Annotated in this window: 28 protein-coding genes; 16 read left to right on the top strand and 12 right to left on the bottom strand. The window is 68.2% G+C overall.

Annotated features, from left to right (window positions below):
* Positions 1-8: 8 nt before the first annotated feature.
* The 5 genes from RDU83_06490 (at position 9) to RDU83_06470 (ending at position 3,111) form a co-directional block, all read left to right on the top strand.
* On the top strand, positions 9-599 hold the full coding sequence (locus tag RDU83_06490; protein MDQ7840661.1) for a ComEA family DNA-binding protein: 591 nt from the start codon (positions 9-11) through the stop codon (positions 597-599).
* 64 nt (positions 600-663) lie between these two features.
* Positions 664-1,251 (top strand): sigma-70 family RNA polymerase sigma factor, encoded by a 588-nt coding sequence (locus RDU83_06485; GenBank protein ID MDQ7840660.1) that lies wholly within the window; start codon positions 664-666, stop codon positions 1,249-1,251.
* Positions 1,248-1,745, top strand: coding sequence for a zf-HC2 domain-containing protein (locus RDU83_06480; protein MDQ7840659.1), 498 nt, complete (start codon positions 1,248-1,250; stop codon positions 1,743-1,745). The genes RDU83_06485 and RDU83_06480 overlap by 4 nt, the downstream gene beginning before the upstream one ends.
* On the top strand, positions 1,742-2,779 hold the full coding sequence (locus RDU83_06475; GenBank protein MDQ7840658.1) for a sigma-E factor regulatory protein RseB domain-containing protein: 1,038 nt from the start codon (positions 1,742-1,744) through the stop codon (positions 2,777-2,779). The genes RDU83_06480 and RDU83_06475 overlap by 4 nt, the downstream gene beginning before the upstream one ends.
* Positions 2,776-3,111 (top strand): MazG nucleotide pyrophosphohydrolase domain-containing protein, encoded by a 336-nt coding sequence (locus RDU83_06470; protein MDQ7840657.1) that lies wholly within the window; start codon positions 2,776-2,778, stop codon positions 3,109-3,111. Before RDU83_06475 ends, RDU83_06470 begins: the two co-directional genes overlap by 4 nt.
* On the opposite strand, the gene speB is transcribed toward RDU83_06470, so the two are convergent.
* The 3 genes from speB to RDU83_06455 are packed head-to-tail and all read right to left on the bottom strand — an operon-like array spanning position 3,013 to position 5,213.
* The gene (gene speB / locus RDU83_06465) at positions 3,013-3,876 is read right to left on the bottom strand and encodes an agmatinase (GenBank protein MDQ7840656.1); all 864 of its coding nucleotides are present in this window, start codon (positions 3,874-3,876) and stop codon (positions 3,013-3,015) included. The two genes, RDU83_06470 and speB, sit on opposite strands and share 99 nt — an antisense overlap.
* Positions 3,877-3,882: 6 nt before the next feature.
* Positions 3,883-4,743 (bottom strand): polyamine aminopropyltransferase, encoded by an 861-nt coding sequence (gene speE, locus RDU83_06460; GenBank protein ID MDQ7840655.1) that lies wholly within the window; start codon positions 4,741-4,743, stop codon positions 3,883-3,885.
* 5 nt (positions 4,744-4,748) lie between these two features.
* A complete protein-coding gene (locus RDU83_06455; GenBank protein MDQ7840654.1) occupies positions 4,749-5,213 on the bottom strand; it encodes an arginine decarboxylase, pyruvoyl-dependent in 465 nt (154 codons plus the stop codon).
* A 142-nt stretch (positions 5,214-5,355) separates the two neighbouring features.
* Here RDU83_06455 and RDU83_06450 point away from each other — a divergent pair, with 142 nt between their 5' ends.
* The 11 genes from RDU83_06450 (at position 5,356) to RDU83_06400 (ending at position 15,267) form a co-directional block, all read left to right on the top strand.
* The gene (locus RDU83_06450) at positions 5,356-7,020 is read left to right on the top strand and encodes a hypothetical protein (GenBank protein ID MDQ7840653.1); all 1,665 of its coding nucleotides are present in this window, start codon (positions 5,356-5,358) and stop codon (positions 7,018-7,020) included.
* Positions 7,021-7,114: 94 nt separating this feature from the next.
* On the top strand, positions 7,115-8,455 hold the full coding sequence (lysA, locus tag RDU83_06445) for a diaminopimelate decarboxylase (protein MDQ7840652.1): 1,341 nt from the start codon (positions 7,115-7,117) through the stop codon (positions 8,453-8,455).
* Entirely contained in the window at positions 8,455-9,072 is a 618-nt protein-coding gene (locus RDU83_06440) for a site-2 protease family protein (protein ID MDQ7840651.1), read from the top strand. Before lysA ends, RDU83_06440 begins: the two co-directional genes overlap by 1 nt.
* Positions 9,072-9,815 (top strand): ScpA family protein, encoded by a 744-nt coding sequence (locus tag RDU83_06435; GenBank protein ID MDQ7840650.1) that lies wholly within the window; start codon positions 9,072-9,074, stop codon positions 9,813-9,815. The genes RDU83_06440 and RDU83_06435 overlap by 1 nt, the downstream gene beginning before the upstream one ends.
* On the top strand, positions 9,816-10,364 hold the full coding sequence (scpB, locus tag RDU83_06430; GenBank protein MDQ7840649.1) for an SMC-Scp complex subunit ScpB: 549 nt from the start codon (positions 9,816-9,818) through the stop codon (positions 10,362-10,364). It abuts the gene before it with no gap.
* Positions 10,361-11,209 carry a D-alanyl-D-alanine carboxypeptidase family protein gene (locus RDU83_06425; protein MDQ7840648.1) on the top strand — a complete coding sequence of 283 codons (849 nt, stop codon included), beginning with the start codon at positions 10,361-10,363 and terminating at the stop codon, positions 11,207-11,209. The genes scpB and RDU83_06425 overlap by 4 nt, the downstream gene beginning before the upstream one ends.
* 29 nt (positions 11,210-11,238) lie before the next feature.
* Positions 11,239-11,823 (top strand): methyltransferase domain-containing protein, encoded by a 585-nt coding sequence (locus RDU83_06420; protein MDQ7840647.1) that lies wholly within the window; start codon positions 11,239-11,241, stop codon positions 11,821-11,823.
* Positions 11,820-12,695: a helical backbone metal receptor gene (locus RDU83_06415; protein MDQ7840646.1), complete on the top strand. Its 876-nt coding sequence runs from the start codon at positions 11,820-11,822 to the stop codon at positions 12,693-12,695. Before RDU83_06420 ends, RDU83_06415 begins: the two co-directional genes overlap by 4 nt.
* The gene (locus RDU83_06410; protein ID MDQ7840645.1) at positions 12,685-13,974 is read left to right on the top strand and encodes an ABC transporter ATP-binding protein; all 1,290 of its coding nucleotides are present in this window, start codon (positions 12,685-12,687) and stop codon (positions 13,972-13,974) included. The genes RDU83_06415 and RDU83_06410 overlap by 11 nt, the downstream gene beginning before the upstream one ends.
* Entirely contained in the window at positions 13,971-14,654 is a 684-nt protein-coding gene (cmk, locus tag RDU83_06405) for a (d)CMP kinase (GenBank protein MDQ7840644.1), read from the top strand. Before RDU83_06410 ends, cmk begins: the two co-directional genes overlap by 4 nt.
* Positions 14,644-15,267 (top strand): lysophospholipid acyltransferase family protein, encoded by a 624-nt coding sequence (locus RDU83_06400; GenBank protein MDQ7840643.1) that lies wholly within the window; start codon positions 14,644-14,646, stop codon positions 15,265-15,267. The genes cmk and RDU83_06400 overlap by 11 nt, the downstream gene beginning before the upstream one ends.
* Positions 15,268-15,271: 4 nt before the next feature.
* Here the strand turns inward: RDU83_06400 and RDU83_06395 are convergent, their stop codons facing one another.
* The 9 genes from RDU83_06395 to RDU83_06355 all read right to left on the bottom strand — a co-directional run bounded on the left by RDU83_06395 (position 15,272) and on the right by RDU83_06355 (position 21,035).
* A complete protein-coding gene (locus RDU83_06395) occupies positions 15,272-15,688 on the bottom strand; it encodes a type II toxin-antitoxin system VapC family toxin (GenBank protein MDQ7840642.1) in 417 nt (138 codons plus the stop codon).
* Positions 15,689-15,690: 2 nt separating this feature from the next.
* Positions 15,691-15,930 carry a type II toxin-antitoxin system prevent-host-death family antitoxin gene (locus RDU83_06390; GenBank protein ID MDQ7840641.1) on the bottom strand — a complete coding sequence of 80 codons (240 nt, stop codon included), beginning with the start codon at positions 15,928-15,930 and terminating at the stop codon, positions 15,691-15,693.
* Positions 15,931-16,016: 86 nt separating this feature from the next.
* Positions 16,017-16,508 (bottom strand): hypothetical protein, encoded by a 492-nt coding sequence (locus RDU83_06385; GenBank protein MDQ7840640.1) that lies wholly within the window; start codon positions 16,506-16,508, stop codon positions 16,017-16,019.
* A gap of 82 nt (positions 16,509-16,590) precedes the next feature.
* The gene (locus RDU83_06380; protein MDQ7840639.1) at positions 16,591-18,081 is read right to left on the bottom strand and encodes a hypothetical protein; all 1,491 of its coding nucleotides are present in this window, start codon (positions 18,079-18,081) and stop codon (positions 16,591-16,593) included.
* A 9-nt stretch (positions 18,082-18,090) separates the two neighbouring features.
* Positions 18,091-18,498, bottom strand: a complete 408-nt coding sequence (locus tag RDU83_06375) for a prepilin-type N-terminal cleavage/methylation domain-containing protein (protein ID MDQ7840638.1) — start codon at positions 18,496-18,498, stop codon at positions 18,091-18,093.
* Positions 18,498-18,938: a GspH/FimT family pseudopilin gene (locus RDU83_06370; GenBank protein ID MDQ7840637.1), complete on the bottom strand. Its 441-nt coding sequence runs from the start codon at positions 18,936-18,938 to the stop codon at positions 18,498-18,500. The genes RDU83_06375 and RDU83_06370 overlap by 1 nt, the downstream gene beginning before the upstream one ends.
* Positions 18,939-18,973: 35 nt before the next feature.
* On the bottom strand, positions 18,974-19,357 hold the full coding sequence (locus tag RDU83_06365; GenBank protein ID MDQ7840636.1) for a prepilin-type N-terminal cleavage/methylation domain-containing protein: 384 nt from the start codon (positions 19,355-19,357) through the stop codon (positions 18,974-18,976).
* Between the two features lie 54 nt (positions 19,358-19,411).
* A complete protein-coding gene (locus tag RDU83_06360) occupies positions 19,412-19,801 on the bottom strand; it encodes a prepilin-type N-terminal cleavage/methylation domain-containing protein (GenBank protein ID MDQ7840635.1) in 390 nt (129 codons plus the stop codon).
* A gap of 28 nt (positions 19,802-19,829) precedes the next feature.
* The gene (locus RDU83_06355) at positions 19,830-21,035 is read right to left on the bottom strand and encodes a type II secretion system F family protein (GenBank protein ID MDQ7840634.1); all 1,206 of its coding nucleotides are present in this window, start codon (positions 21,033-21,035) and stop codon (positions 19,830-19,832) included.
* Between the last annotated feature and the right edge of the window lie 2 nt (positions 21,036-21,037).

The raw sequence follows: 21,037 nt of genomic DNA, 5'->3' as shown, positions 1-21,037 counted from the left end.
AGGAGGGGGTGACGACCATCGAGCGATCCGACCAGTTGGCGCTCGCCGGGCTGGCCGCGGCGCTGGTCCTGGCCGGCGGTGCTGCGATCCGGGCCGGCCGGCCTGCGGCTCCCCTGCCGGTCAGCGGGCCCTCGCTGCCCGCGCAGATCAGCGTGCACGTGGTAGGCGAGGTGACTTGGCCTGGGATGTACGTGCTGCCCTCCGGCGCCCGCCTCCAGGACGCCATACTTGCGGCCCACGGCCCCACCTTGATCGCGGATCTCCGGCGTGTGAACCTGGCCTCTCAGCTTCGGGACGGTGACCGGGTGGTCGTGCCGCGGATCATTCAGCCAACCTACCCATTTCCTCCGGCCCGGCGCCCGGGAGTCCGGGAAGAGGCGGCGCCGTTAGAAGGGGAGAGGGCTTCCACGGTGAACGTGAACACCGCGACCGCGGCGGACCTTGAACGCCTGCCCGGCATCGGCCCCGTCCTGGCGCGCCGTATTGTGGAGCATCGCGAGGCCAAGGGGCTGTTCCGGCGCCTGGACGACCTCCTCGAGGTCCAGGGCATAGGGCCCAAGCTCTTCCGCCGTTTGGAGCCCTTGCTCCGGCTGGAGTGAAGGAACCTCGACGACCCTCCGTTCGTAGATCATCAGGAGGGGACGCCGCGGTCGCAGGTGGTGCGTGGCGCAGGTCAAGGAATCGGAGCGGTCGGCGGATCCCCAGGACGATCAGGCGCGGTTCGAGGCGCTGATGGAGAAGTATGGGCGGCGTGTGTACGGGATGGCCTATAGGATGGCCGGTCACGAGGCCGACGCCAAGGACCTTGCGCAGGAGGCCTTCATACGCGTCTGGCGATCCATGTCGCGGCTGCGACCCGGTGTTCCGCTGGAGGGCTGGCTGTATCGGATCGTTACGAACCTGTTCATTGACCTACTGCGGCGCCGCCGCGGAGTGCGGGTTCAGTCGCTCGATGAGCCGCTGGCGACCGCGTCAGGGGAGTTGGCAAGGGAACGGCCGGATCCCTCAGCCGACGTCGAGCGTGCTGTGCTCGGTTCGATGTTGGACCGGCGCGTGCAGCAGGCGCTCTTGTCGCTCCCGCCCGAGATCCGCATGGTTGTCGTGCTGGCCGATGTGGAAGGTTACGCGTATGAGGAGATCGCCTCGATGATGGGGATTCCCGTGGGGACGGTGAAGTCGCGGCTGCACCGAGCACGCCTGGCGCTGCGAGGCCATCTGGCGCCCGTCCGCGACAGCCTCGAGGGCCGATGAACCACCGACGCGCTGCGCGGCTGCTGAGTGCCTACCTTGATACGGAGCTCTTCCCCGAGGAGATGGCTGAAGTCCGGAGCCACCTGGCGGGCTGCCCTGACTGCCGTGCCGAGATGGAGGATCTGCGAGCAACGAGGCGCCTCTTGAGTTCTCTGGAGCCGCCCGACCTACCCCGGGAGTTTGCGGCGGACCTATCGTTGCGCCTGGAGCGCCGGGCGCCCGGTCTGTGGGGATGGCGCCCCCCGTTCTGGGGACCGCGCCCCGCGATGGTGTTCGCCGTGCTGGCGTTGGTTCTGGTCCTAGTGGCCGTGCCTGCAATCCGGGGCCACCAGGACCGTCTTCGCGCCGCGGAGGTCGGCCCTGATCTGTTGCTGCGCAGGGCGGCGCAGGCGCAGGCGAGGGATCCGCTCCTGGACCGTGCTTTTATGGGCCTGGTGTTCACCGACGCCAACCTGCGCCTGATCGGCGAGGATCCACGGGGGCCGGCGCGATGATCCGGCGCGCCGCCACGGGGTTCGTTATCTGGATGGTAGTCGCGATGCCGGCCCTGTCGCAGGGCTCGCCGGAGCCGCTGCTGGATGGGGTGACGCTGCAGGAAGTCGCCCGCCATGCCGCCATCGCCTCGCAGATCGTGGACTACGAGGGCACCAAGGTGCTCTCCGTGCTCCGCGGCGACGCCATGGAGACCGTCACGCTGATCGAGACCCGCAAGCGGCCCGGGAGGACGCGTCTGGAGTTCCTCTCCCCTGAGGGCGTGGCCGGGCGACTGGTCGTTGACGACGGGCAGCAGACCTGGCACTACGAGCCGCGCCTCCATACGGTCTTCCTGGGGCCGTCCCTGGCGCCGCCAGCCGAAGCTCCTTCTGATGGGTGGCTGGCAGAGTACCGCCTGAGTCTGCTCGGTGTTGAGGAGGTTATCGGCCGGCGCACCGCGGTGCTGAGTCTAAGGCCCCGGTCCGGCCAGGGCGAGCGCCGCCTCTGGATTGATAGGACCACCGGTGTGGCACTGCGGGCAGAGGAGCGCGACCCTGACGATGGTCTCGTGATGGTGGCCTACTTCACCCGGATCAGCTTCGGTCTAAACGTCCCGTCAGCACTGTTCCAGATGCGCCCTCCCGCGGGCGCCCGGATCATCGGTCAGGGTGGCCTGCCTGAGCCGCTCCTTGCTCTTCCCGATCTGGAGCGGGCCGTGGGGTTTGCGATGGGCGTTCCCCAGACGCTTCCCGGAGGTTACTCGCTGCGGGGCGGGACGCCGGTGCGTCATGGTCCGCTTCTCACCGCCTCTCTGGAGTATTCGGACGGCGCCCGGAGCCTGGTTCTCTTTGTCGTGCCTGCCGGTCGTGCGGGTCCTCCCGGCCGTGGCGACGCTGTGCCGCTCCTGGGCCCTGGGGCACGGGCGTTTGGAGCCGGTGCCTTGAGAATCGTCACCTGGGAGGACCAGGGCCGTCGGCTGGCGCTGGCAGGGACTCTGCCGATGGCGGACATGCTGGGCATCGCAACCGCCCTCTCGAAGGGGAGCGGGCCTTGAAGCTGCGCGAGTTCCAGAACCGCATCGAGGCCCACTACGGCGAGCGTGACCGCTCGCGCGGCGTGGACGCGACCTTCCGGTGGTTGGTCGAGGAGGTTGGCGAGCTTGCCCGTGCCCTGCGCGAAGGCGATCCCAGGCGGCTCGAAGAGGAGATCGGCGACGTGCTTGCCTGGACCGTGACCGTGGCCTCGCTTTGCGGCGTGGACGCGGCTCAAGCCGCGGAGCGCTACGCCTCAGGATGCCCGAAGTGCAGTTCCACCCCGTGCGCGTGTCCCTCCCGGACGCACGAACGCCAGCAGCATCTCGCGCAGCAGCCAGGCAGCCAGGATTGAGGTTCGCCCCGACGGATCGCAGGGCGGGCTGACCTCAACGAGGTCGCATCCGACGATCCGGTGTTCCGCCAGCACCCCCAGCAGCGAGGCGAACTCACCGATGCTTATCCCCAGCGGCTCGGGATTCCCGGTGCCAGGGGCTATGCTGGGATCGAAGACATCAATGTCCACCGACAGGTAGATCGGGCGATCCCTCATGGCTGCTCGTGCCGCGGGAGGCAGATCGCCCGTACGGACTGCGGCGGCAAGTGAGGCCGCGGCGGCCCACTCATCGCGGGTTCCTGATCGAGCGCCGAGCACCGCGCACCGTTCCCATCCCAGGCGGTCGGTAATCCTGCGCAGAACGGTGGCGTGCGACCAGTGCGCTCCCTCGTATTCATCGAGCAGGTCCAGGTGGGCGTCCAGGACAATGATGCCCAGGTCGGGGTGTCGTTCGGCCAGCGCGGCCACCGCTCCGAACGTCACGGCGTGATCGCCCCCGATGACCACGGGCAGGCCTGATGTCGCCGCGACCCGCGCGCGGACGCGCTCGACCATCGCCTCCGGCGAGCAGCCGGCCAAATCGAGGTCGCCCGAGTCCGAGAAGGCCAGATCGGCGAGGTCGCGCTGCTGGAATGGGCTGTAGGTCTCGACGCTCTCCGAAGCCCAGCGGATTGACGCCGGCGCGTGGGCGGAGCCCGCGCGGTAAGTGGAGGTGGCGTCGTAGGGCGCTCCGATCAGCACCGCCGCAGGCCGTGCATGCACTCCGGCCCCAAGGAACGGCACGGCCGTCTATCTCGCCGACATCGCGTCTTGCAGAAACGGCGGAGGCATGAAGAGGCTCTGGTGCTCCGCAGGGAGGTAGTAGCGGGTGGGTATGTGGCGCATCCTCCCGACCAGTTCCTCCGGGCCCACCTCGACCGGATCGCGTGCCTGAGAGCCTACGGTAAAGGTCCAGAAGACACCCGGGTATGTGGGTACCGCGCCCAGGTAGGTGCGCACCCACTTGAAGTGAGGAGCCATGTGCCGCCGCACCATCGCAATGAGGTCCTGCTGATACAGGGGCGATCCGCTCTGCACCGACAGCACTCCGTTTTCACCCAGGAGGCCTGCTATTTGGCCGTAGAACTCGCTGGAAAACAGCCCCAGCGACGGCCCTTTCGGATCGGTGGAATCCACCATTGCCACGTCGAAGTGCTCGCCGCCCTCGCGCACGAACCGGATGCCGTCGTCCACCAGGAGCCGCGCACGCGGGTCGTCGTAGCAGTTTGCCGGGATCGAGGGGATCCACCGGAGCGTTGCGTCAATGACCGCGCGGTCTATCTCGACCATCGTCGCGTGTTCGATCGGGTGCCGCAGCGTCTCGCGCAACAGCCCTCCGTCGCCGCCCCCGATGATCAGTACCCGCCGGGGCGCGGGATGCGTGCACAGCGGGACGTGCGCCAGCAGCTCATGATAGATGAACTCGTCCCTCTCGGTTGTCTGCACCGCATCGTCGAGAATGAGCATGCGGCCAAAGTCCAGGTTCTCGATGACCCGGACCCGCTGAAACTCCGAACGCTCGTCGTGCAGCACGGCGTCCACCCTGTAGATGTGGGCGAAGGCCTCGCCGCCCTGATCTGTGATCCACTCTGGCTCTTGGGGCGATCGCATGGCGCCTACTCCGGCCAGAACAGCACTGCGGCAACCACGCAGCCCGTGCGCTGGACCACGTGCTCCCCGGCAGCAACGACGATCTCCGCTGTCTTCAGACCCCGGGTGGCCATGGCCTCTTCGACCATGCCCCGAACGATCTGCTCCGCGTTCTCGGCCGAACCCGTGTGGGCGTACTCCATTATCACGCCGTAGCTGCCTACGCCAATCCCGATTCCCACGGACGCCGCGATGCGCTCTCCGGGCGTGTGACCGTTGATCCGGGTGTAGACCGCGGGCATGAGCATGCCCGGTGTGTACGGCCGCATCGGGACGACGCGGGCGCCCTCGGGGCAGATGCTGGTGACCCTGAGGAAGTTCAGGTCGGCGATTCCGGCATCCATGAGGGCGTGATCGAACGCATTGAGGTCGGTGCCGCCTTCGCCCGCGCCGGCCACGGCGGTAAGTGCCCGCGGGATTGTCCACATCATCTTGTCTCCTCCGTCTGTTTGATGCCTAAGACATGATAAGGTGTTTCTATTCCACCCGGACAAGTGCCTTCCTCCTGTTGGTGGAGGGAGGGCCGTCTGGGCGCAGAACACACCATCCATGTTTCGGGTTTCCCGCCGAGGGATGTGGGCAGCGGCTGCCGCGTGCACGGTGGTCCTCGTCTGCGTCCATCTGAGTTTGGGGCAGACTGCGCCGCCCGGACCCGTGCAGCTGGGATTGACCAGACCGGACCCCGCTGTCTACGCTCTTGCACGCACCGCCGGCATCCGGTCGGTCAGGATCACAGCAGACTGGAGCATGATCGAGCCGCAGCGGGGCCGGCCCGCCTGGACCGATTTGGACCGCGCGGTAGATGCGGCCCACCGCGAAGGTATGGTCCCGCTGCTCGTGCTCGCGTTCACTCCCAGATGGGCCAGCATCGGGATCGGTGTGGATCTTACGCGGCATGAGATCTACTCCCGCCAACCGCCGCGGGACCTCCGCGACTGGGACCGCTTCGTGGGCGCCGTGGCAGCCCGCTACCGCGACCGGGTGCGCGAGTGGCAGGTGTGGACACAGCTCGGGCTGCCCCACTATCGCGGCACCGGCAACGAGTATGTGGCTCTCCTTCAGACCGCGCACGCGCGCATCCGGGCGCTGGACCCCTCTGCTAGGGTGGCATCGGCCACTCCCGAGGGGATGGACGTGGGGTTCGGCGTGCGGATGCTGGCGGCCGCGCCCCAGCAGTTCGACGTCCTTGTCGTATCATCGAGGAGCGTAGCTCCCGAGTCACTTCTCCGTCCGCTGGGGATACTGGCCGGCCGCGCGCGGGCCGCCGGGAAGGCACTCTGGTTGGACTGGGCGCCGGAGCGTTCCGGCGGTGCCGACGCCTTCGGAGGACTGCTGGCCCGCGCTCTGGCAGTGGCCCAGGCCACCGGTGTAGAGAGGGTCTTCCTGACCGACCCAGGCCTGGCAGAGACCGACCTCCGCCAGGCCGCCGCGCCTCTGGCGGGCCGAGCCTATGCTGGGCACCTGGCGCGCGACCCAGACGTGTATGCCGTGCTCTTCGGCGCCGGCGCCGATGCCGTCCTCCTGGCATGGGCGCTGGCAGAGGGAAGGAGTCTTGATCTCCCGGCCTTTCCCGGGACCCGCGTAGCTACGCTACAGGGACGGCCTGTTGCGGCAGAGATCCGTGACGGCCGGATGGTGCTACGGCTTGCCGCCTCGCCGCTGGTGGTCACGGGCATTGCCCCGGCGCTTCTGGAGGAGGCGCGTGCCACGGCCGGCGCCAGAGGTGCGCTACTGCCGGTGGTTGGCGCCGACCGCGACTTCAGCCGCAGCCCCGAGGTCTTTGCCCGGCTCGGACGGACCGGCGAGGAGCGCGGGCTCTACAACCTACCCTACCGCGCCCGTTCCAACGGCGCCGTGGAGCCGGTTGAGACCGCCGGGGGCGAGGGTGTACGAACGGTCATTGCGCGCGGGGTGGTCTATGTCTACTTCGATCTCGATGACACGTTTGCGTTCTTCCTGGAGGGCCGCACACCCCTCGAGATAACGGTGGAGGTCTGGGGCAGCAGCGCGCCCGGAGGGGTGGGATTCAACCTGCTGTACGACTCCACCGGCGGTTACCGGTTTACGCCCTGGCAGTGGGTGGGGGTCGCCGATGGTTGGGTGAACCACACGCTGCGCCTGACCGATGCCTCGATGGCCAACACCTGGGGATGGGACTTTGCCATCCACGCTGGAGGCAACCGCTCGGAGGACCTCGTCGTGCGCAGCGTTACCGTGCGAAAGATCCCGCCACCATAGATCTGGCGCGCGTTGACACCCCTCGGTACCCGTGCTAGATTTGCATCGGTTTTCAGCGCGTCCCGCGTGCTTCGCTGAACGGGTCCTGAGGTTTATGCGTCTCTCCCAACGCCACGGATTCGATCTGGACGGTCAGGGCCACCTCGTCATCGGCGGCGCTCGCGCGGCCGATCTGGCGGAGAGGTTCGGCACACCGCTGCATGTCCTCGACGAAACCCGCATGCGGGCTAACTGCCGCGCCTACGTCCGGGCGATGCAGGAGGCGTACCCAGGGCCGGGCCGGGTGCTCTTTGCGTCCAAATCACTATGCACCGTCGCGTCGTGCCAGGTCGCACATGAAGAGGGCCTGGGCATTGACGTGGTCAGCGCCGGCGAGATCCTAACCGCGCTGACCGCGGGGGTACCGGCGGGCGAGCTCTTCTTCCACGGCAGCAACAAAACGCCGGAAGAGATCGCCTACGGCCTGGATGCCGGCGTTGGCCGGTTCGTGGTTGACAACGACCACGAGTTGGGTTGGCTTGACCGTCTGGCGCGCGAACGAGGCCGCCGGGTCGACATCCTGCTGCGCGTCACCCCGGGGATCGAGCCCCACACGCACAAGGCCATCCAGACCGGAGGCGTGGACTCCAAGTTCGGGTTTGGGATGCTGGGGCCGTCCGCGGAAGGCGCGGTGCTGCGGGCCCTTGACCTTCCCGGAGTGCGCCTGCGTGGACTGCACTGTCACATCGGATCCCAGATACTGGATCTGGATCCCTTCGTGATGGCAGCACGGTCATTGGTGTCGTTTGCGGCCGAGATGCGCGGGAGTGGGTTTGTGCTCGAGGAGCTCAACCTGGGCGGCGGGCTGGGCATTCGGTACCTGGCAGATCAGGAGCCGCCGACCCCGGGCAGCCACGTGCGGGCGATGGCGGAGATGGTGCGGGACCTCACTTCGCGGTACAAGATGCCCCTGCCGGTGATGATGGTCGAGCCCGGCCGTGCGATCGTGGGCAACGCGGGTGTGACGCTCTACACCGTGGGCGCCATCAAGACCGTTCCAGGCGTGCGCAAGTTCGTGTCCGTGGACGGAGGGATGTACGAGAATCCACGCCCCGCGCTCTACGGGGCGCAGTACGAGGCCCTGGTGGCGACGCGGGCGGGCGAGGAGCCCACGCAGAGGGTGTCCATCGCCGGGCGCTGTTGCGAGTCGGGGGACGTGCTGATCTGGGACGCCCAACTGCCGGAAGTAGCAGCGGGAGATCTCCTCGCGGTGTTCTCCACGGGCGCCTACAACTTCTCGATGGCCAGCAACTACAACCGCTATCCGCGGCCGGCGCTAGTCTTCGTGCGTGACGGCGAGGCGCAGATCGCGGTCGAGCGCGAGACTCCTGCCGATCTGGTGCGGCTTGATCGAGCCCTCCCGCGGCGCGACGGCACCTCGCTGGGTGACGGTTGATGCTGCGGGGTGACCCCCAGGTTCTGCTGCTGCGCGTGATCGCGATTCTGGTTGCCGTCACGGTACACGAGTTCGCGCACGCATGGGCCGCCGACCGGCTGGGCGATCCCACACCCCGCACCCGCGGCCGCCTCTCGCTCAACCCGGTTGTGCACCTGGACCCGATGGGGTCATTGCTGCTCCTGCTCGCAGGGTTCGGGTGGGCGAAGCCGGTCGAGGTGAACCCCAGGTACTTCCCCGACCCGCGCCGGGGGATGCTGGTGGTGGCGGCTGCCGGCCCGCTCGCGAACGTGGCAACGGCGCTCCTGCTGGGGCTGGTCTACCAGCTCGGCCTGGTAGAGCCGGGCGCCTGGCCGGGGAGCCTGCTGCTGACCGTGATCTTCATCAACGCGGTGTTGGCCATCTTCAACCTGCTGCCCGTTCCCCCGCTGGACGGATCGAAAATCATCTCCGGTCTTCTGCCCCCGGCCCAGGCTCGATCCTACGACCGGATGGCCCAGTTCGGCCCGCTGCTGTTGCTGGCCTTGATCCTGCTGCCCGGCCGCTTCATCGGTCTCCTGCTGGATCTGCCCGTGCGATGGTTGGTCGGGCTGGCGATTGGCGCAGGCGGCCTCTGATGACGACCGAACCGTCCGGCCCACTTGCCCGCACCGCCGCACCTGCCTACACGGTAAGCGTACCCGGCTTCGAGGGCCCGCTTGACCTGCTGGTAACGCTCGCCAACCAGGGGAAGATAGATCTCAACGAGATCCCGCTGGCTGAGATGGCAGACGAGTTCCTGCGGCGCTCTAAGGAATCGCTGGACCTCAATCAGGCCGTCGAGACGCTTTGGCTGCTGGCCGCGCTTGTGGAGATGAAGGCGAGGTCGCTCCTGCCCAAGCCCCCTCCGCCTGAGCTCATCCAGGTTCCCGAGGACAGTGACCTGCCGGAGCGCCTGGAGGAGCAGCTCGCAGAGTACCGAGCCTTCAAGGAAGCCGCCGAGGCGCTTCGGGTGCTTGAGAGTCTCCAGCAGCAGGTCTTCGTGCGGCCCCGGCAGGGGGAGCCGGCAGACGTCCTGTTGGAGGGAGTGACGGTCGAGGATCTCTTCCGGGCGTTCGCAGAGGTGCTTGCACGTGCCCGGGAGGAGCGCGCCGCCGAGGTGGTGGATGAGCCGGTCCGGGTTGCCGATCGCATGGCGGCCATCCTGGGTGCGCTGGATGACGCGCCGCAGGGCCTGGAGTTCTCGGCGCTGTTTCCGCGGCGGGCGACCACCGTCGTCGTGGTGGTGACGTTCCTGGCGTTGCTGGAGTTGATCATGGGCCAGAAGGTGCGGGTGCAGCAGGCTTCCCCGCTGGCGCCGATCATGGTGAAGAGGGCCTAGATGGTATCCTCTGCTGAGATCGGGGAACTGGCGCGCTCGGTTGAGAGCCTGCTGTTTGTCGCCGACCGGCCGGTACCACTCGATCGCCTGGCAGCCGTGTTGGACGCCCCAGCGGACCGCGCTCGGGAGGCGGTAGAGCACCTCGAGACGCGTCTGGCCGACGGCGGCCTCCAGGTGCAGGCGGTCGCCGGCGGCTATCAGCTCTGCACCAGGCCCGAGCACGCCGACCTTGTGCGCCGGTTTCTGCAGTGCGAGCACGGCGAGTCGCTGTCCAAGGGAGCCCTCGAGACCCTGGCGATCATTGCCTACAGGCAGCCGGCAACGCGGGGCGACATCGAGCAGATCCGCGGAAGCAGCAGCGATTGGCACATCGAACGCCTGCTCGAACGCCATCTGATCCGCGTGGTGGGCCGGCGCGAGACGGTGGGACGCCCCATGCTGTTTGGGACCACGGAACGGTTCATGCGGTACTTCGGCCTCCGCAGTCTGTCGGATCTGCCGCCCGCGGGTGAGCGAGGTGTGCAGGTCATGCTCGATCCGGCGGGGTGAACGCCGTGCTCCGGCACGCCCTGCTCGCGGGTCTGCTGCTGGCGGTGTGCGCGGTGGAACCGGCGAGTACGGCGCCGGCCTATGCCGGACCCACCGCACCCGATGGACCCACCGCCGCGATCGTCATGGATGCCAGGACCGGCCGCATCCTGCACGCGCGCGAGGCGCACCGCCGGTGGCCTCCGGCGTCCACCACGAAGATCCTAACCGCGATCATCGCCCTCGAGCGCCTGCCTGCCGGCGCGGTCGTCACGGTGAGTGCCCGCGCTTCCGCCCAGCGTCAGGGAGCAGTCATTGGTCTGGAGGCCGGGGAGAAGTGGCCGATCAGGGATCTGCTGCTGGCGATGATGCTCCGCTCGGCGAACGACGCAGCGGTGGCGGTGGCTGAAGGGGCCTTCGTCAATACCGAGCGCTTTGTCGAAGAGATGAACGCCAGGGCGCGACAGTTGGGCGCCCACGAGAGCCAGTTTGTCAACCCGCACGGGTTTGAGGCCTCGGGGCACCACAGCACCGCCCTCGACCTTGCCCTGATCGCGCGGCACGCACTGCGCAACGCGGATCTCGCAGCGCTCGTGCGCACCGAGACCTGGGACCTGATACGGCCTGGCCGACCGCCCCAGCGCCTCGTCAACACCAACCAGCTTCTCGGTCGCTATCCTGGGGCCGATGGGGTGAAGACCGGGTGGACCGCGGCGTCAGGGCCTTCGCTGGTTGCCTCGGCCACGCGGGACGGCCGGCAGATCCTCGTGGTGGTGCTCAACAGCCGCAACGTTTTCGGTGACGCGGAGCAGTTGCTGGACCTGGGGTTTCGATCCGTCCGTCCGGGCGCGCTGTCGGGGCGCTAGAGGCTGGAGGGGCGCTGAGGGGATGCGGGATGAAGGTTGATCGCGGAAAGTGGGAAGCCAGGTACATCGCGGGCGAGCGCGTGCACGACGGGCCGCCGTCGGGCCTGCTGAGGAGGTGGCTGCCGCTATTGCCGCGGGGCCGCGCGCTGGACGTGGCCACCGGCTTGGGGCGCAACGCCCTGCTGCTGGCATCGGCCGGCTACGACGTATGCGCCGTTGACATCTCACCGACCGCGCTGGCAGTAGCGGCCCGCCGGGCTGCACGGAGGCGCCTGCGCGTGCGGTGGGTCGAGGCGGATCTCGATACCTACCGGTTTCCGAAGGCGCGGTACCATGTGGTCGTGAACACGTTCTTCCTGAAGAGGAAGCTGCTCACGGCGATGCAGGAGGCGGTGCGGCCCGGTGGGGTTATGATCCTGGAGACCCACCTGGAGTGGCCCGAGCCGGATCCTGGCCCACGCGGGCCCGCACACCGGCTCAGAAAGGGCGAGTTGCAGCGCCGGTTCCGGAACTGGGAGGTGCTCTATCTTCAGGAGGGCCTCTTCCGTGAGGGCGGGCGCTCCCGCGCACTTGGCAGGATTGTGGCCAGGAAGCCGAGGGGGGCCCGGCGGTGAGTTTCGCGGCGGCATCCACCTGCCTCGCGCTGGCCTTGCTGGGCTCTGTTTCTGGCGGCGTCCAGGCCGCCGCAGGCGCCGGCGCCTATCCGATGACGCTCACGGATGCCTCCGGGGTCCGCGTCACGATCCGGGCCAGGCCGGTCCGGATCGTCTCAATGGCTCCGAGCGTGACAGAGGTCCTCTTCGCCCTGGGCTTGGACCGGGAGGTCATCGGGATCAGCGACTCCGACGACTACCCGCCGGAGCGGGTTCGTGGCAGGACGCGCGTGGGCGGCGCGGTGGTCAGCCTGGAGCGCGTTGTGGCCCTCAAGCCGGATCTGGTTGTCGGAATGCCGAGTCTGCAACACGACCAGCTTGTTCGCCTGCGGGCGCTCCGCCTGCCCGTGCTGGCGGTGGACGCCGCCTCGGTTGACGGGACGGTTGATCTGGTCAGGCTGCTGGGCCGGGTGACGGGCCGCATCCGGGAGGCCGAGGGACTGGCGCTGCACCTCCGGCGCCGGGCAGCAGCCGTTCGCCCGGTCATCCGGCGCACCGCCTACATCGAGGTGTGGCATGAGCCCGTGCTGGCTGCGGGCGGCTCGACGCTGGTGGATGATCTGGTCACCCGCGCCGGGGGCGCCAACATCTTCGGCAATCGCCGCGGGTACGTTCCGGTGCCGCTCGAGGATGTCCTCAGCCGGAACCCACAGGTGATCCTGCTGCTCTACCGCGGAGGAGACCGTCTGCGCGGGAGACCCGGCTGGGCCGTCCTGGACGCGGTGCGGGCGGGCCGCGTGTACGATCTGCCGACCTCGCTGGTAGCTCGGCCCGGCCCCCGCGTGGTGGAAGGCCTGGAGCTGATCGCCAGGCTGCTGGGCAATGGACGGTAGGCTTTCCGCCGCAGGTGGGTGTCGGGTCGAGATCGCTGGACTGGTCTGCCGGCTGGCGGGTATCACGGCGCTGGGTGGTGTCTCCCTGGAGATACCATCCGGGGCGTTCTTTGGTATCGTTGGACCCAACGGCGCGGGCAAGACCACACTCCTGCGCGCGATAGCAGGCGCGGTGGGCCCGGATGCGGGCAGCGTGCTCGTGGAGGGCTTCGCCCCGCACGAGACGCCCATAGAGGTGCTGGCCCGGCAGATCTCGGTCCTGCCGCAGCACCCGGTCGTGCCGGTAGGTGTCACCGTACGCGAGGCCGTGGCGTGGGCGAGAGCGCCACATCTGGGAAGGCTGGCGCGACCCGGCGCGGCCGATCTGCGGGCCGTTGACGAGGCCCTGGAGCAGACCGGTGCTATGGAACTGGCCGACCGCGCCATAGAGGCCCTGAGCGGCGGAGAGCGACAGCGAGTGCTGATCGCCAGGGCCCTGGCCCAGCAGCCGCGTCTCCTGCTTCTGGACGAACCCACGGCCCACCTTGACCTGGGGCGGCAGCTTGAGATCATGGAGCTGCTGAGGACCCTGGCTGGGCGCGGCCTCACCGCGGTGGCGGCGATCCACGACCTGAACCTGGCGGCCAGCTTCTGCGATCGTGTGGCGCTGCTGAGCCATGGCCGCCTCCTTGCCAGCGGTCGGCCGGCTGACGTGGTCGCTCCAGACCTCATCCGTGAGGCGTTCGGCGCCGGCGTGGCCGTTCGGGTAGATGCCAGAACCGGGCGTCCATACCTGACGGTGGCTCCGGGGCCGGCGGTTAGGGGCACCGGTCCTCGGGTTCACGTGATATGCGGCGGTGGAAGTGGTATTGAAATCCTGAACCGCTGTGCTGAGGCGGGCTGCCGACTGAGCGTGGGAGTGGTGCACGTAATGGATGCCGACGACGAAACGGCGCGTGCCGTGGGAGCCCAGGTGATCGAGGAGGCGCCGTTTTCGCCGATCGGCAGCGCGGCTGCCGCCGAGGCCACCGCGGCTGCCCTCGCCTCTCGCGCGGTGATAATCGCGCCCACCCCCATCGGTCCGGGGAACCTGCGCAACCTGGAGGTAGCGGAAGCGGCGCTGGCTGCCGGGGTTCCGGTTATCATGGTGGAGGGGCAGGAGGCGCGGGACTTTACCGGCGGCGCCGCTGCGGCGGCCGCGTTGCGTCTGGCCGCATCGGGTGCGCACGTGGTCCCTGACGTGCCGTCGGCGATCGAGGCGCTCAGCCGGTTGCTGGCCCGCAGGGGAGCCCACCCATGAGCCGGAGGCGCCCGGTGGTGGCGATAGACGGTACTACCGCGTCAGGCAAGTCCACCGTGGCAAGGGCCGTGGCCGACATCCTGGGGTTCCGGCACATAGACACCGGCGCTATGTATCGCTCGGTGGCGTTGGCATCCATGAAGCGTTGCGTTGACCTGGGCGATGCCGCCGCCCTCACCGCCCTGGCCGCCTCGCTGGCCATCGAGTTCCACCCAGCGCCAGGTGGGGAGAGAGTCGTCTTGGACGGCGAAGACGTGACCGAGGCGATCCGCGCCCCGGAGGTCAGCACCGCGGCCTCCATCGTCAGCGCCGTGCCCGGAGTGCGCGTCGCGCTGGTCGCGCGGCAGCAGGCGCTCGGGTCCGCGGGTGGAATCGTGATGGAGGGGCGTGACATCGGTACGGTCGTCTTCCCCAATGCCGAGGTCAAGGTGTTCCTCGGGGCCAGCCTTGAGGCGAGGACCCTGCGGCGGCACGACGAACTGAGGGCAAGAGGGGTGGAGGTGGGCTTGGACGAGGTCCGGCGCCAGGAGGCCGAGCGGGACGCGCGCGATGAGACGCGGTCACACTCACCGCTGCGGCCGGCAGATGACGCCGTGATCCTCGACACTACCCTCTTGACCTCAGAACAGGTGGTTGCCGCGATCGTACAACTCGTCAGGGAGCGCACGGATGTGGTATAGCTTCTGGAAGCTCCTCTTCAGCTTCTACTTCTTCCTGCATTTCCGGCTGCGGGTGGAGGGCCGCGAGAACGAACCGGCGGAGGGTCCGGTCCTGGCCGTCTGCAACCATGTCAGCGCCGCGGACCCGCCGATCGCCGGGGTGGCGCTCAGGCGCCGCGCCCGCTTCATGGCCAAGCACGAGCTGCTGCAGATACCCGTTCTCGGCTGGCTGCTGCGTACCGTGGGCACCTTCCCTGTTCGGAGGGGTCAGGCGGACCGGCGCTCGATCCGCACCGCGCTGGACGCCCTTTCCCACGGCGAACTCGTTCTGATGTTCCCGGAGGGCACGCGCAGCGCCGACGGACGGTTGATGCAGGCCGAGCCCGGCGCCGCGCTCCTGGCGCTGCGCGCCGGCGTCCCGGTATTGCCGATGGCCGTGATCGGTACACAGCACGCTATGCCCAAGGGCACGCGACTGCCCCGCCGGCACTCGGTCATCGTCCGGTTCGGTCCGCCCATCGCGGTCCCGCGGCACGACGGCCGCATCACGCGGGCAGACCTGGAGGCATGGGGTAGGCGCTTCATGGACGGGATCGCGGCGCTCCTGCCGTCCGACCAGAGGCCGAGGGTCTGAAGTATCAGGCAAGCTGGACCATCTTCACACCGATGGCGGCCGCCGCGGTGACAATCCTCTCATCCCGCGTGGCCAGCGGCAGCCCATGCCGGGCGGCCAGTTCCAGATAGGCGGCGTCGTAGGCGGAGAGGGCGTGTTGCCTGCCCAGTAGGAGGACCGCGCCGAGGACGCGGTCTACGGAGGGCTGCTCCATGACGATCGGGAGGGCACCCAGGAGTTCGATGAAGCGTGTGCTCTGGGCCTCCGTCAGCCGTCCCCGCCGCTCGGCAGAGAGCAGAACATTGGCGACCTCCAGCGGCCAGATCGAAGGGACAACGGCTGTGGCGCCCTGCAACCGGTCGAGTGTGGCCTCGGTGTACGGTGTCGCCTCATCCTCGAAGCACCAGGACATCGTGACGGACGTGTCCAGGACGAACTCCATCCTCAGCGGCGGCCTTCCTCAATCAGGTCACGCAGCAAGAGAGGCCTCAAGGTGATCCCCTTCCGGAACGTGCGCAGGGCGCCAATCACCCGGCCGGGATTCCGTCGGCGAGATTCCGGGACCGGTACCAGCATCGCCACAGGGACGCCGTGCTTGCTGATGATGATGGCCTCTCCCTGCTGGACTTCCTCCAGAAGTCTGGGAAGATGCGTCTTCGCCTCATAGGATCCGATCGTTCGCATGGAGATCCCCAAAACAACCAGTCTGAGACCAGTCTAGCGCGTACGCTACGGCCGTCAAGATCTTTGTTTCCGACCAGAGGCCGTCGTCAGGGGCAGGTGGGTGAGGCGCGCAGGTCTTCCTCCCAGCGCAGGGTCGTGACCCTGAGCGGGGTTCCGTAGAGCGGCGAGGCCCCCCCGTAGGTGATGTCCACCTCGGCGCGGATCGTGCGGGTCTGCAGGACTACGAAGGTTGCGCCGGTGTAGCGGCGGATCTCACCCGTGGACAGGATGCACCAGCGGCGGGCGGCGATATCGGCGGCGACGATGCTGGTGCAGTCGGCCGGGGTGGAGAGCAGGCACCGCCGCGTGGTGATGTACCAGGTGCGCTGATCCAGCGTGACAGGGTAGTTGGTGTACGGAACCGCCGCGGCCGTCTTGTCTGCTTTGAGCAGGTATATCTGGTGCTCCAAGCCTGCCTGGGCCAGGTATTGCGCCTCGGCGTCCCACCGCGTGAGTCGGCCCATCTCCATCTCGGCGATCATCAACTGCGCGATGCCTGCCACGATCAACGCCAGGATCATCGTCACCACGACTGCCATGACGAGGGCGACGCCCGCCTCGCCCGATCGCGCTGGCCGAAATGGGGCCGCCGAAGTCCGCAACGAGGCCGCGAGGTGCCTGCTACGGGGCCTGTCGGTATGCACGCGAGGTGACCACAATGTCCGCGACCTCTCCTGTGGGATCCATGGCTGTCAGCGAGATCTGCACCGACCTGACGGCGGCGGCGGCCGCGCCGGGGCCCGCCGGGCACGCGACCACGCTGCCGGCGGCGTTGAAGCACTGGACACTCATGGCGCGGAACGGGCCGGCCAGGGGCTGCCAGGCGCCCGGGGCCGGCGCAGCCTCCTCGGCGGCCAGCGCCGTGGTGGGCTCGGGATCGGCGACGCGACGCCTGACGATGACGTACCGGTGCTTGTGGTTCTGTGGCGTGGAGTAACCATCAACCTGCCCGTAGTGCGGTCCGGAGGCGACCGTGGAGTTGGTTACCTCGAGCCTCCAACCAGGCTCAGCCGCACCAACGGCCCAGTACTTCACCTTGAGCGCTGAGCCGACCAGATAGAACCTGCCGTAGTAATCGGTTCCCGGGGTCACGCTCGCGGCAACCGAGCCGATGGCACCGCCGGTAGTACTCCACACGGTCCAATACCTAACTCTCAGCGTGGCGTTGACCTCGTCGGCCAGGGTGACGATGTACCCCACGCCCGTGTCGCTGCGCCGGGCGCTCATTCCGGTCTGGTGACCGTCCGCGGCACCTACCGCCGAACTCCAGAACCCCCAGAAGATCTCCACATCGCTGTGAGAGAGGCTCTTGCTGAACTGGTAGTGACAGCTTCCGCTGCTCGCCGTGAAGACGAACCCGTCTGCGGAGGCGGAGTGCGTACCGGCACACCCGTCCCTTCGCGTCCACCCGGTCAGGCTGGAGCCGTCCTCGTAGTCCAGGAAGACGTAGTCCGCATTTGCCGGGGGTGAGCCCGCCGAGAGGTCTCCGTGGTGGAGGTAGTAGTTGGTGTCCGACGCTCCTGCCGCGATCGGCGCCTGAAGCCGGAACCACAGGCGCACGGCCGTCGTGTTCCAGGCGGTGGGTGTGGTCGTGAAGTTGAAGTTGAAGCGGTCGAGCTCCTGCCACCGGGAACCCGTCCAGTAGACGATCCGCACGTCGTTCCCGCTGGGCAGGCTCTTGCCCGCGGTGACCAGCGCCGCGTGGTCGAGGACGATCGGGACGGAGTAGCCCGCCGGAACCGCGGTCCCGGCGGTGACAGTTATGCGCCGGCGGAAGAAGAACCCCCCGCTTTGACGGTACTCCAGCTCATTCGTCCCTGCGTTAAGCTGGAACTCCACTGAGGGCGCCGCGCCGCTGCCGTCGCCGGCAGCCGCGGTGAATCGGACCAGCGAGTCGCCCACGACCTGGAAGCTCTGCGCCGTACGCACCTCGCGCACGAGCTTGTCCAGCGCCCGGCGGGCGTTCTGCGTGACCTCGGCATGCCGGTCAACGCGGTTCCAGGTATCCCGGCCGATCGCCAGCAATGGTACCAGCGCGGCGAGCACAAGCGTGAACATGGCCGCGACTGCCAGGAGTTCGGTCAGGGTGGCGCCGTGTTCGCTACGCCGCATCGCGGGCTCCTATGGGCGCGAGGTGACCTTGGTGTCGTATCGCACCTGCGCCTCGTCCGCGTCGCAGGCGCTGTTGGCGTTCGCGTCCCGGCATGCGGTGGTGGCGATGGTTCTGAGTGATCCCACACCTGGGGCGGCGCTCGAGAGCTCGACCGCGATCGTCCACTGCAACCGGCAGTTGGGAAGGTCTGCGCAGGCCTCGGCGCCCGAAGTCACGCTGTTGACGTCCGCGCGCAGTCGGCCGATGATCTCCTCGGTCTTCCGCGTGGCCGCCGCTCCCAGGCGCATGTCTGTCTCTGTGACCTGCGCGGGCGCGAGCGTTCCGGGAATGACCTGCAGCAGTGGGATGATGGCGATACCAAGGATCAAGGCCGCCACCAGAAGCTCGACGAGCGTGAACCCGTGCTGCCCGCGCATCACGGCCCGGTTACCTTCACGTACCCGGTGGCCGCGGTGATCTCCACCGTGGCAGTGGCCCCGCTGGCCGTGAGCGTAACCGCCCCGCCAGGGGCGGCGCTGCCGTTCGAAGAGAAGGCGAACTGCAGCGGCCCGGACACGGTAACCTCCTGAGGCAGATCCTTGGGGAAGTCGGGCTCGTCGCCGCCGCTCTGCGCCCTCACTGTGTAGCGGGTGTAGGGCGGCGCAGACGGGCTGAACTCCAGCAGGACGTTCGCGCGCCGGGCGATCGCCAGCCGCTGCGCCAGCCGCAGGTCGGCCGCCAATTGCCGGGCGGATGAGCGCGCGTGGAGGGTCTCGGGGACCATCAGCCGCGGCACCGCGACGACCACCAGGATCGCCAGCAGTGCCGCGACCACGAGACCCTCCACAAGGCTGAACCCGCGTTGCTGGCTGGGCATCTCATCCTCCGCCGTGCATGGTACTGCCCGTCGAGCTAGTGCCCGGCCCCGGTATCGTGGTTCACTGTGCCGTTGGTCATCTGCACCCGGCAGAGAGTCGCGCTGTACGTGGCCGAGTAGGGCGTGTTCGTCCCTGTCCGGGGATCGATCGGCGTCCCATCAGGGAAGTACGCGGTATTGGCCAGGAACGCCAGGAAGTCCGCGCCCGCGGTCGGGCACGCCCCGCTGTTCCGGTACTGGTAGAGGGCCAGGGCGGAGTTGATCGCCCGGACGTTGGCCATGTCCACCGAGCGCCGCGCGTCGGCCTCGGCGCCGAAGTAGTTGGGCAGGGCGATGGCGATCAGGACCCCTAGGATCAGGATCACCGCCAGTACCTCGACAAAGGTGAAGCCCCCTTCACCTGACACACGCTGTTTCATTTCCTTTCACCTCCTGTTGTCGTGTGACTTGCCCTGAGTGGTACGCCTGCTGAACTAGTGCCCGTCCCCGGTGTCGTGGTTGACGCCGTCGTAGTCCATGAGCACCCGACAAATGGGAGCCGGCCTATACGTCTTAGCGTACGGGTCCGGTGTGTTCGTCCGAGGGTCTCTTGGCTGCCCGTCCGGGAAGTACGTGACGTCGGCTAGGAACAACTTCAAGAACTCGCCCTCGTCCGCCGGGCAGGCCCCGCTGTTCCGGTATTTGTAGAAGGCCAGAGCGGAGTTAATCGCCCGGACGTTGGCCATGTCCACCGAGCGCTTTGCGTCGGCCTCGGCGCCGAAGTAGTTGGGCAGCGCGACGGCGATCAGGACCCCCAGGATCAGGATCACCGCCAGGACTTCGACGAAGGTGAAACCGCCTTCACTTGACAGCTGCTTCCTCATTCCCGCTTACCTCCCATTGTCATGTGCCTTACCTTAGGATGGCCCTGGGCAGGCCGAAGACCGGCAGGTACAGGGCCAGCAGGATCAACGCTATGACACCTCCTAACGCCAACGTCAGCAGTGGTTCGGCCAGCGTGACCAGCCGCTTGATCGAGAGGTCTATGTCGCGGTCGAGCAGGTCGGAGACCCGTTGTAGCATCTCGTCCAGGCGGCCGGCCTCCTCGCCCATCGCGGTCATCCGGTACACAATTGGCGGAAAGAGGGCGACCCCCCGCATCGCCTCGCTCAGGCGCTTACCAGAGGAGATCCTCTCCTTGAGGTAGCCGGCCGCGGCCTGCACCTGCGGTTCGGAAACCGACCCGGCCGTGATATCCAGCGCCTGTATTATGGGAACACCGCTGGCGTACATGGCGCCGAACGTCCGCAGGAGGCGGTTTACTTGAAGAAGCCGCACCACCGCACCGATGCGCGGGATCCGGCAGAGCAGGCGCGCCATGGCTGCCCCGAGCTTTGCCAGGGTGCCGGTTTGGACCAACGCCCATCCAGTTGCCGCCGCCGCGACCAGACCCACCAACCAGTATCCCCGCAGCAGTCGGCTGAACCCGATCAGGACCGTTGTGGCCAGCGGGAGGGGGGCTCCGGCCGACCGGTAGACCTTCTCGAACGCCGGGATTACGAAGACGCCGAACACGCTGATGACCACCGCGGCCAGGATGAGGACGAACGCCGGGTAGACCACTAGTGAACCGACCTTCTGTCGCAGCGCCACCTCGCGGTCGAGGTAGTCGGTCAGGCGCAGCAGGGCCTGGTCCAGCACGCCGCCGACCTCGCCGGACCGCACGACCCCGACGTACACCGGCGAGAACACCTTGGGATGGTGGCCCATAGCGGCCGACAGGCTCTGCCCGGCCTCGATGCGGTCGCGCAGGTCGCCGATCACCTCGCGCAGCGTACCGTCTTCCTCCTGCTCGCGGGCCACCTCGAGGCCGCGCAGCAGCGGGATGCCGGACGCCGCGAGCCCGGCCAGGTGGTAGGTGAAGGCCGCCACCTCTTCCAGGCCAGGTCCTTTCCGCCGCCAGGCCGCGACTGCCCAGCGGGTCCGTGGCCGCAACGAGGTGATGAACAGCCCCTGCTCGCGCAGCCGCGCGGTGGCCGCCGCCTCGCTCTCGGCCGCGACCACGCCCCTGACCGGAACCCCGGTGCCGTCCCTGCCCGTGTACGTGTAGGCCGGCATGG

Source organism: bacterium, assembly GCA_031082185.1.
GTDB lineage: Bacteria > Sysuimicrobiota > Sysuimicrobiia > Sysuimicrobiales > Humicultoraceae > VGFA01.
Note: the sequence above shows the minus strand (reverse complement) of the source record. Positions and strands in the feature narration are given on the sequence as shown.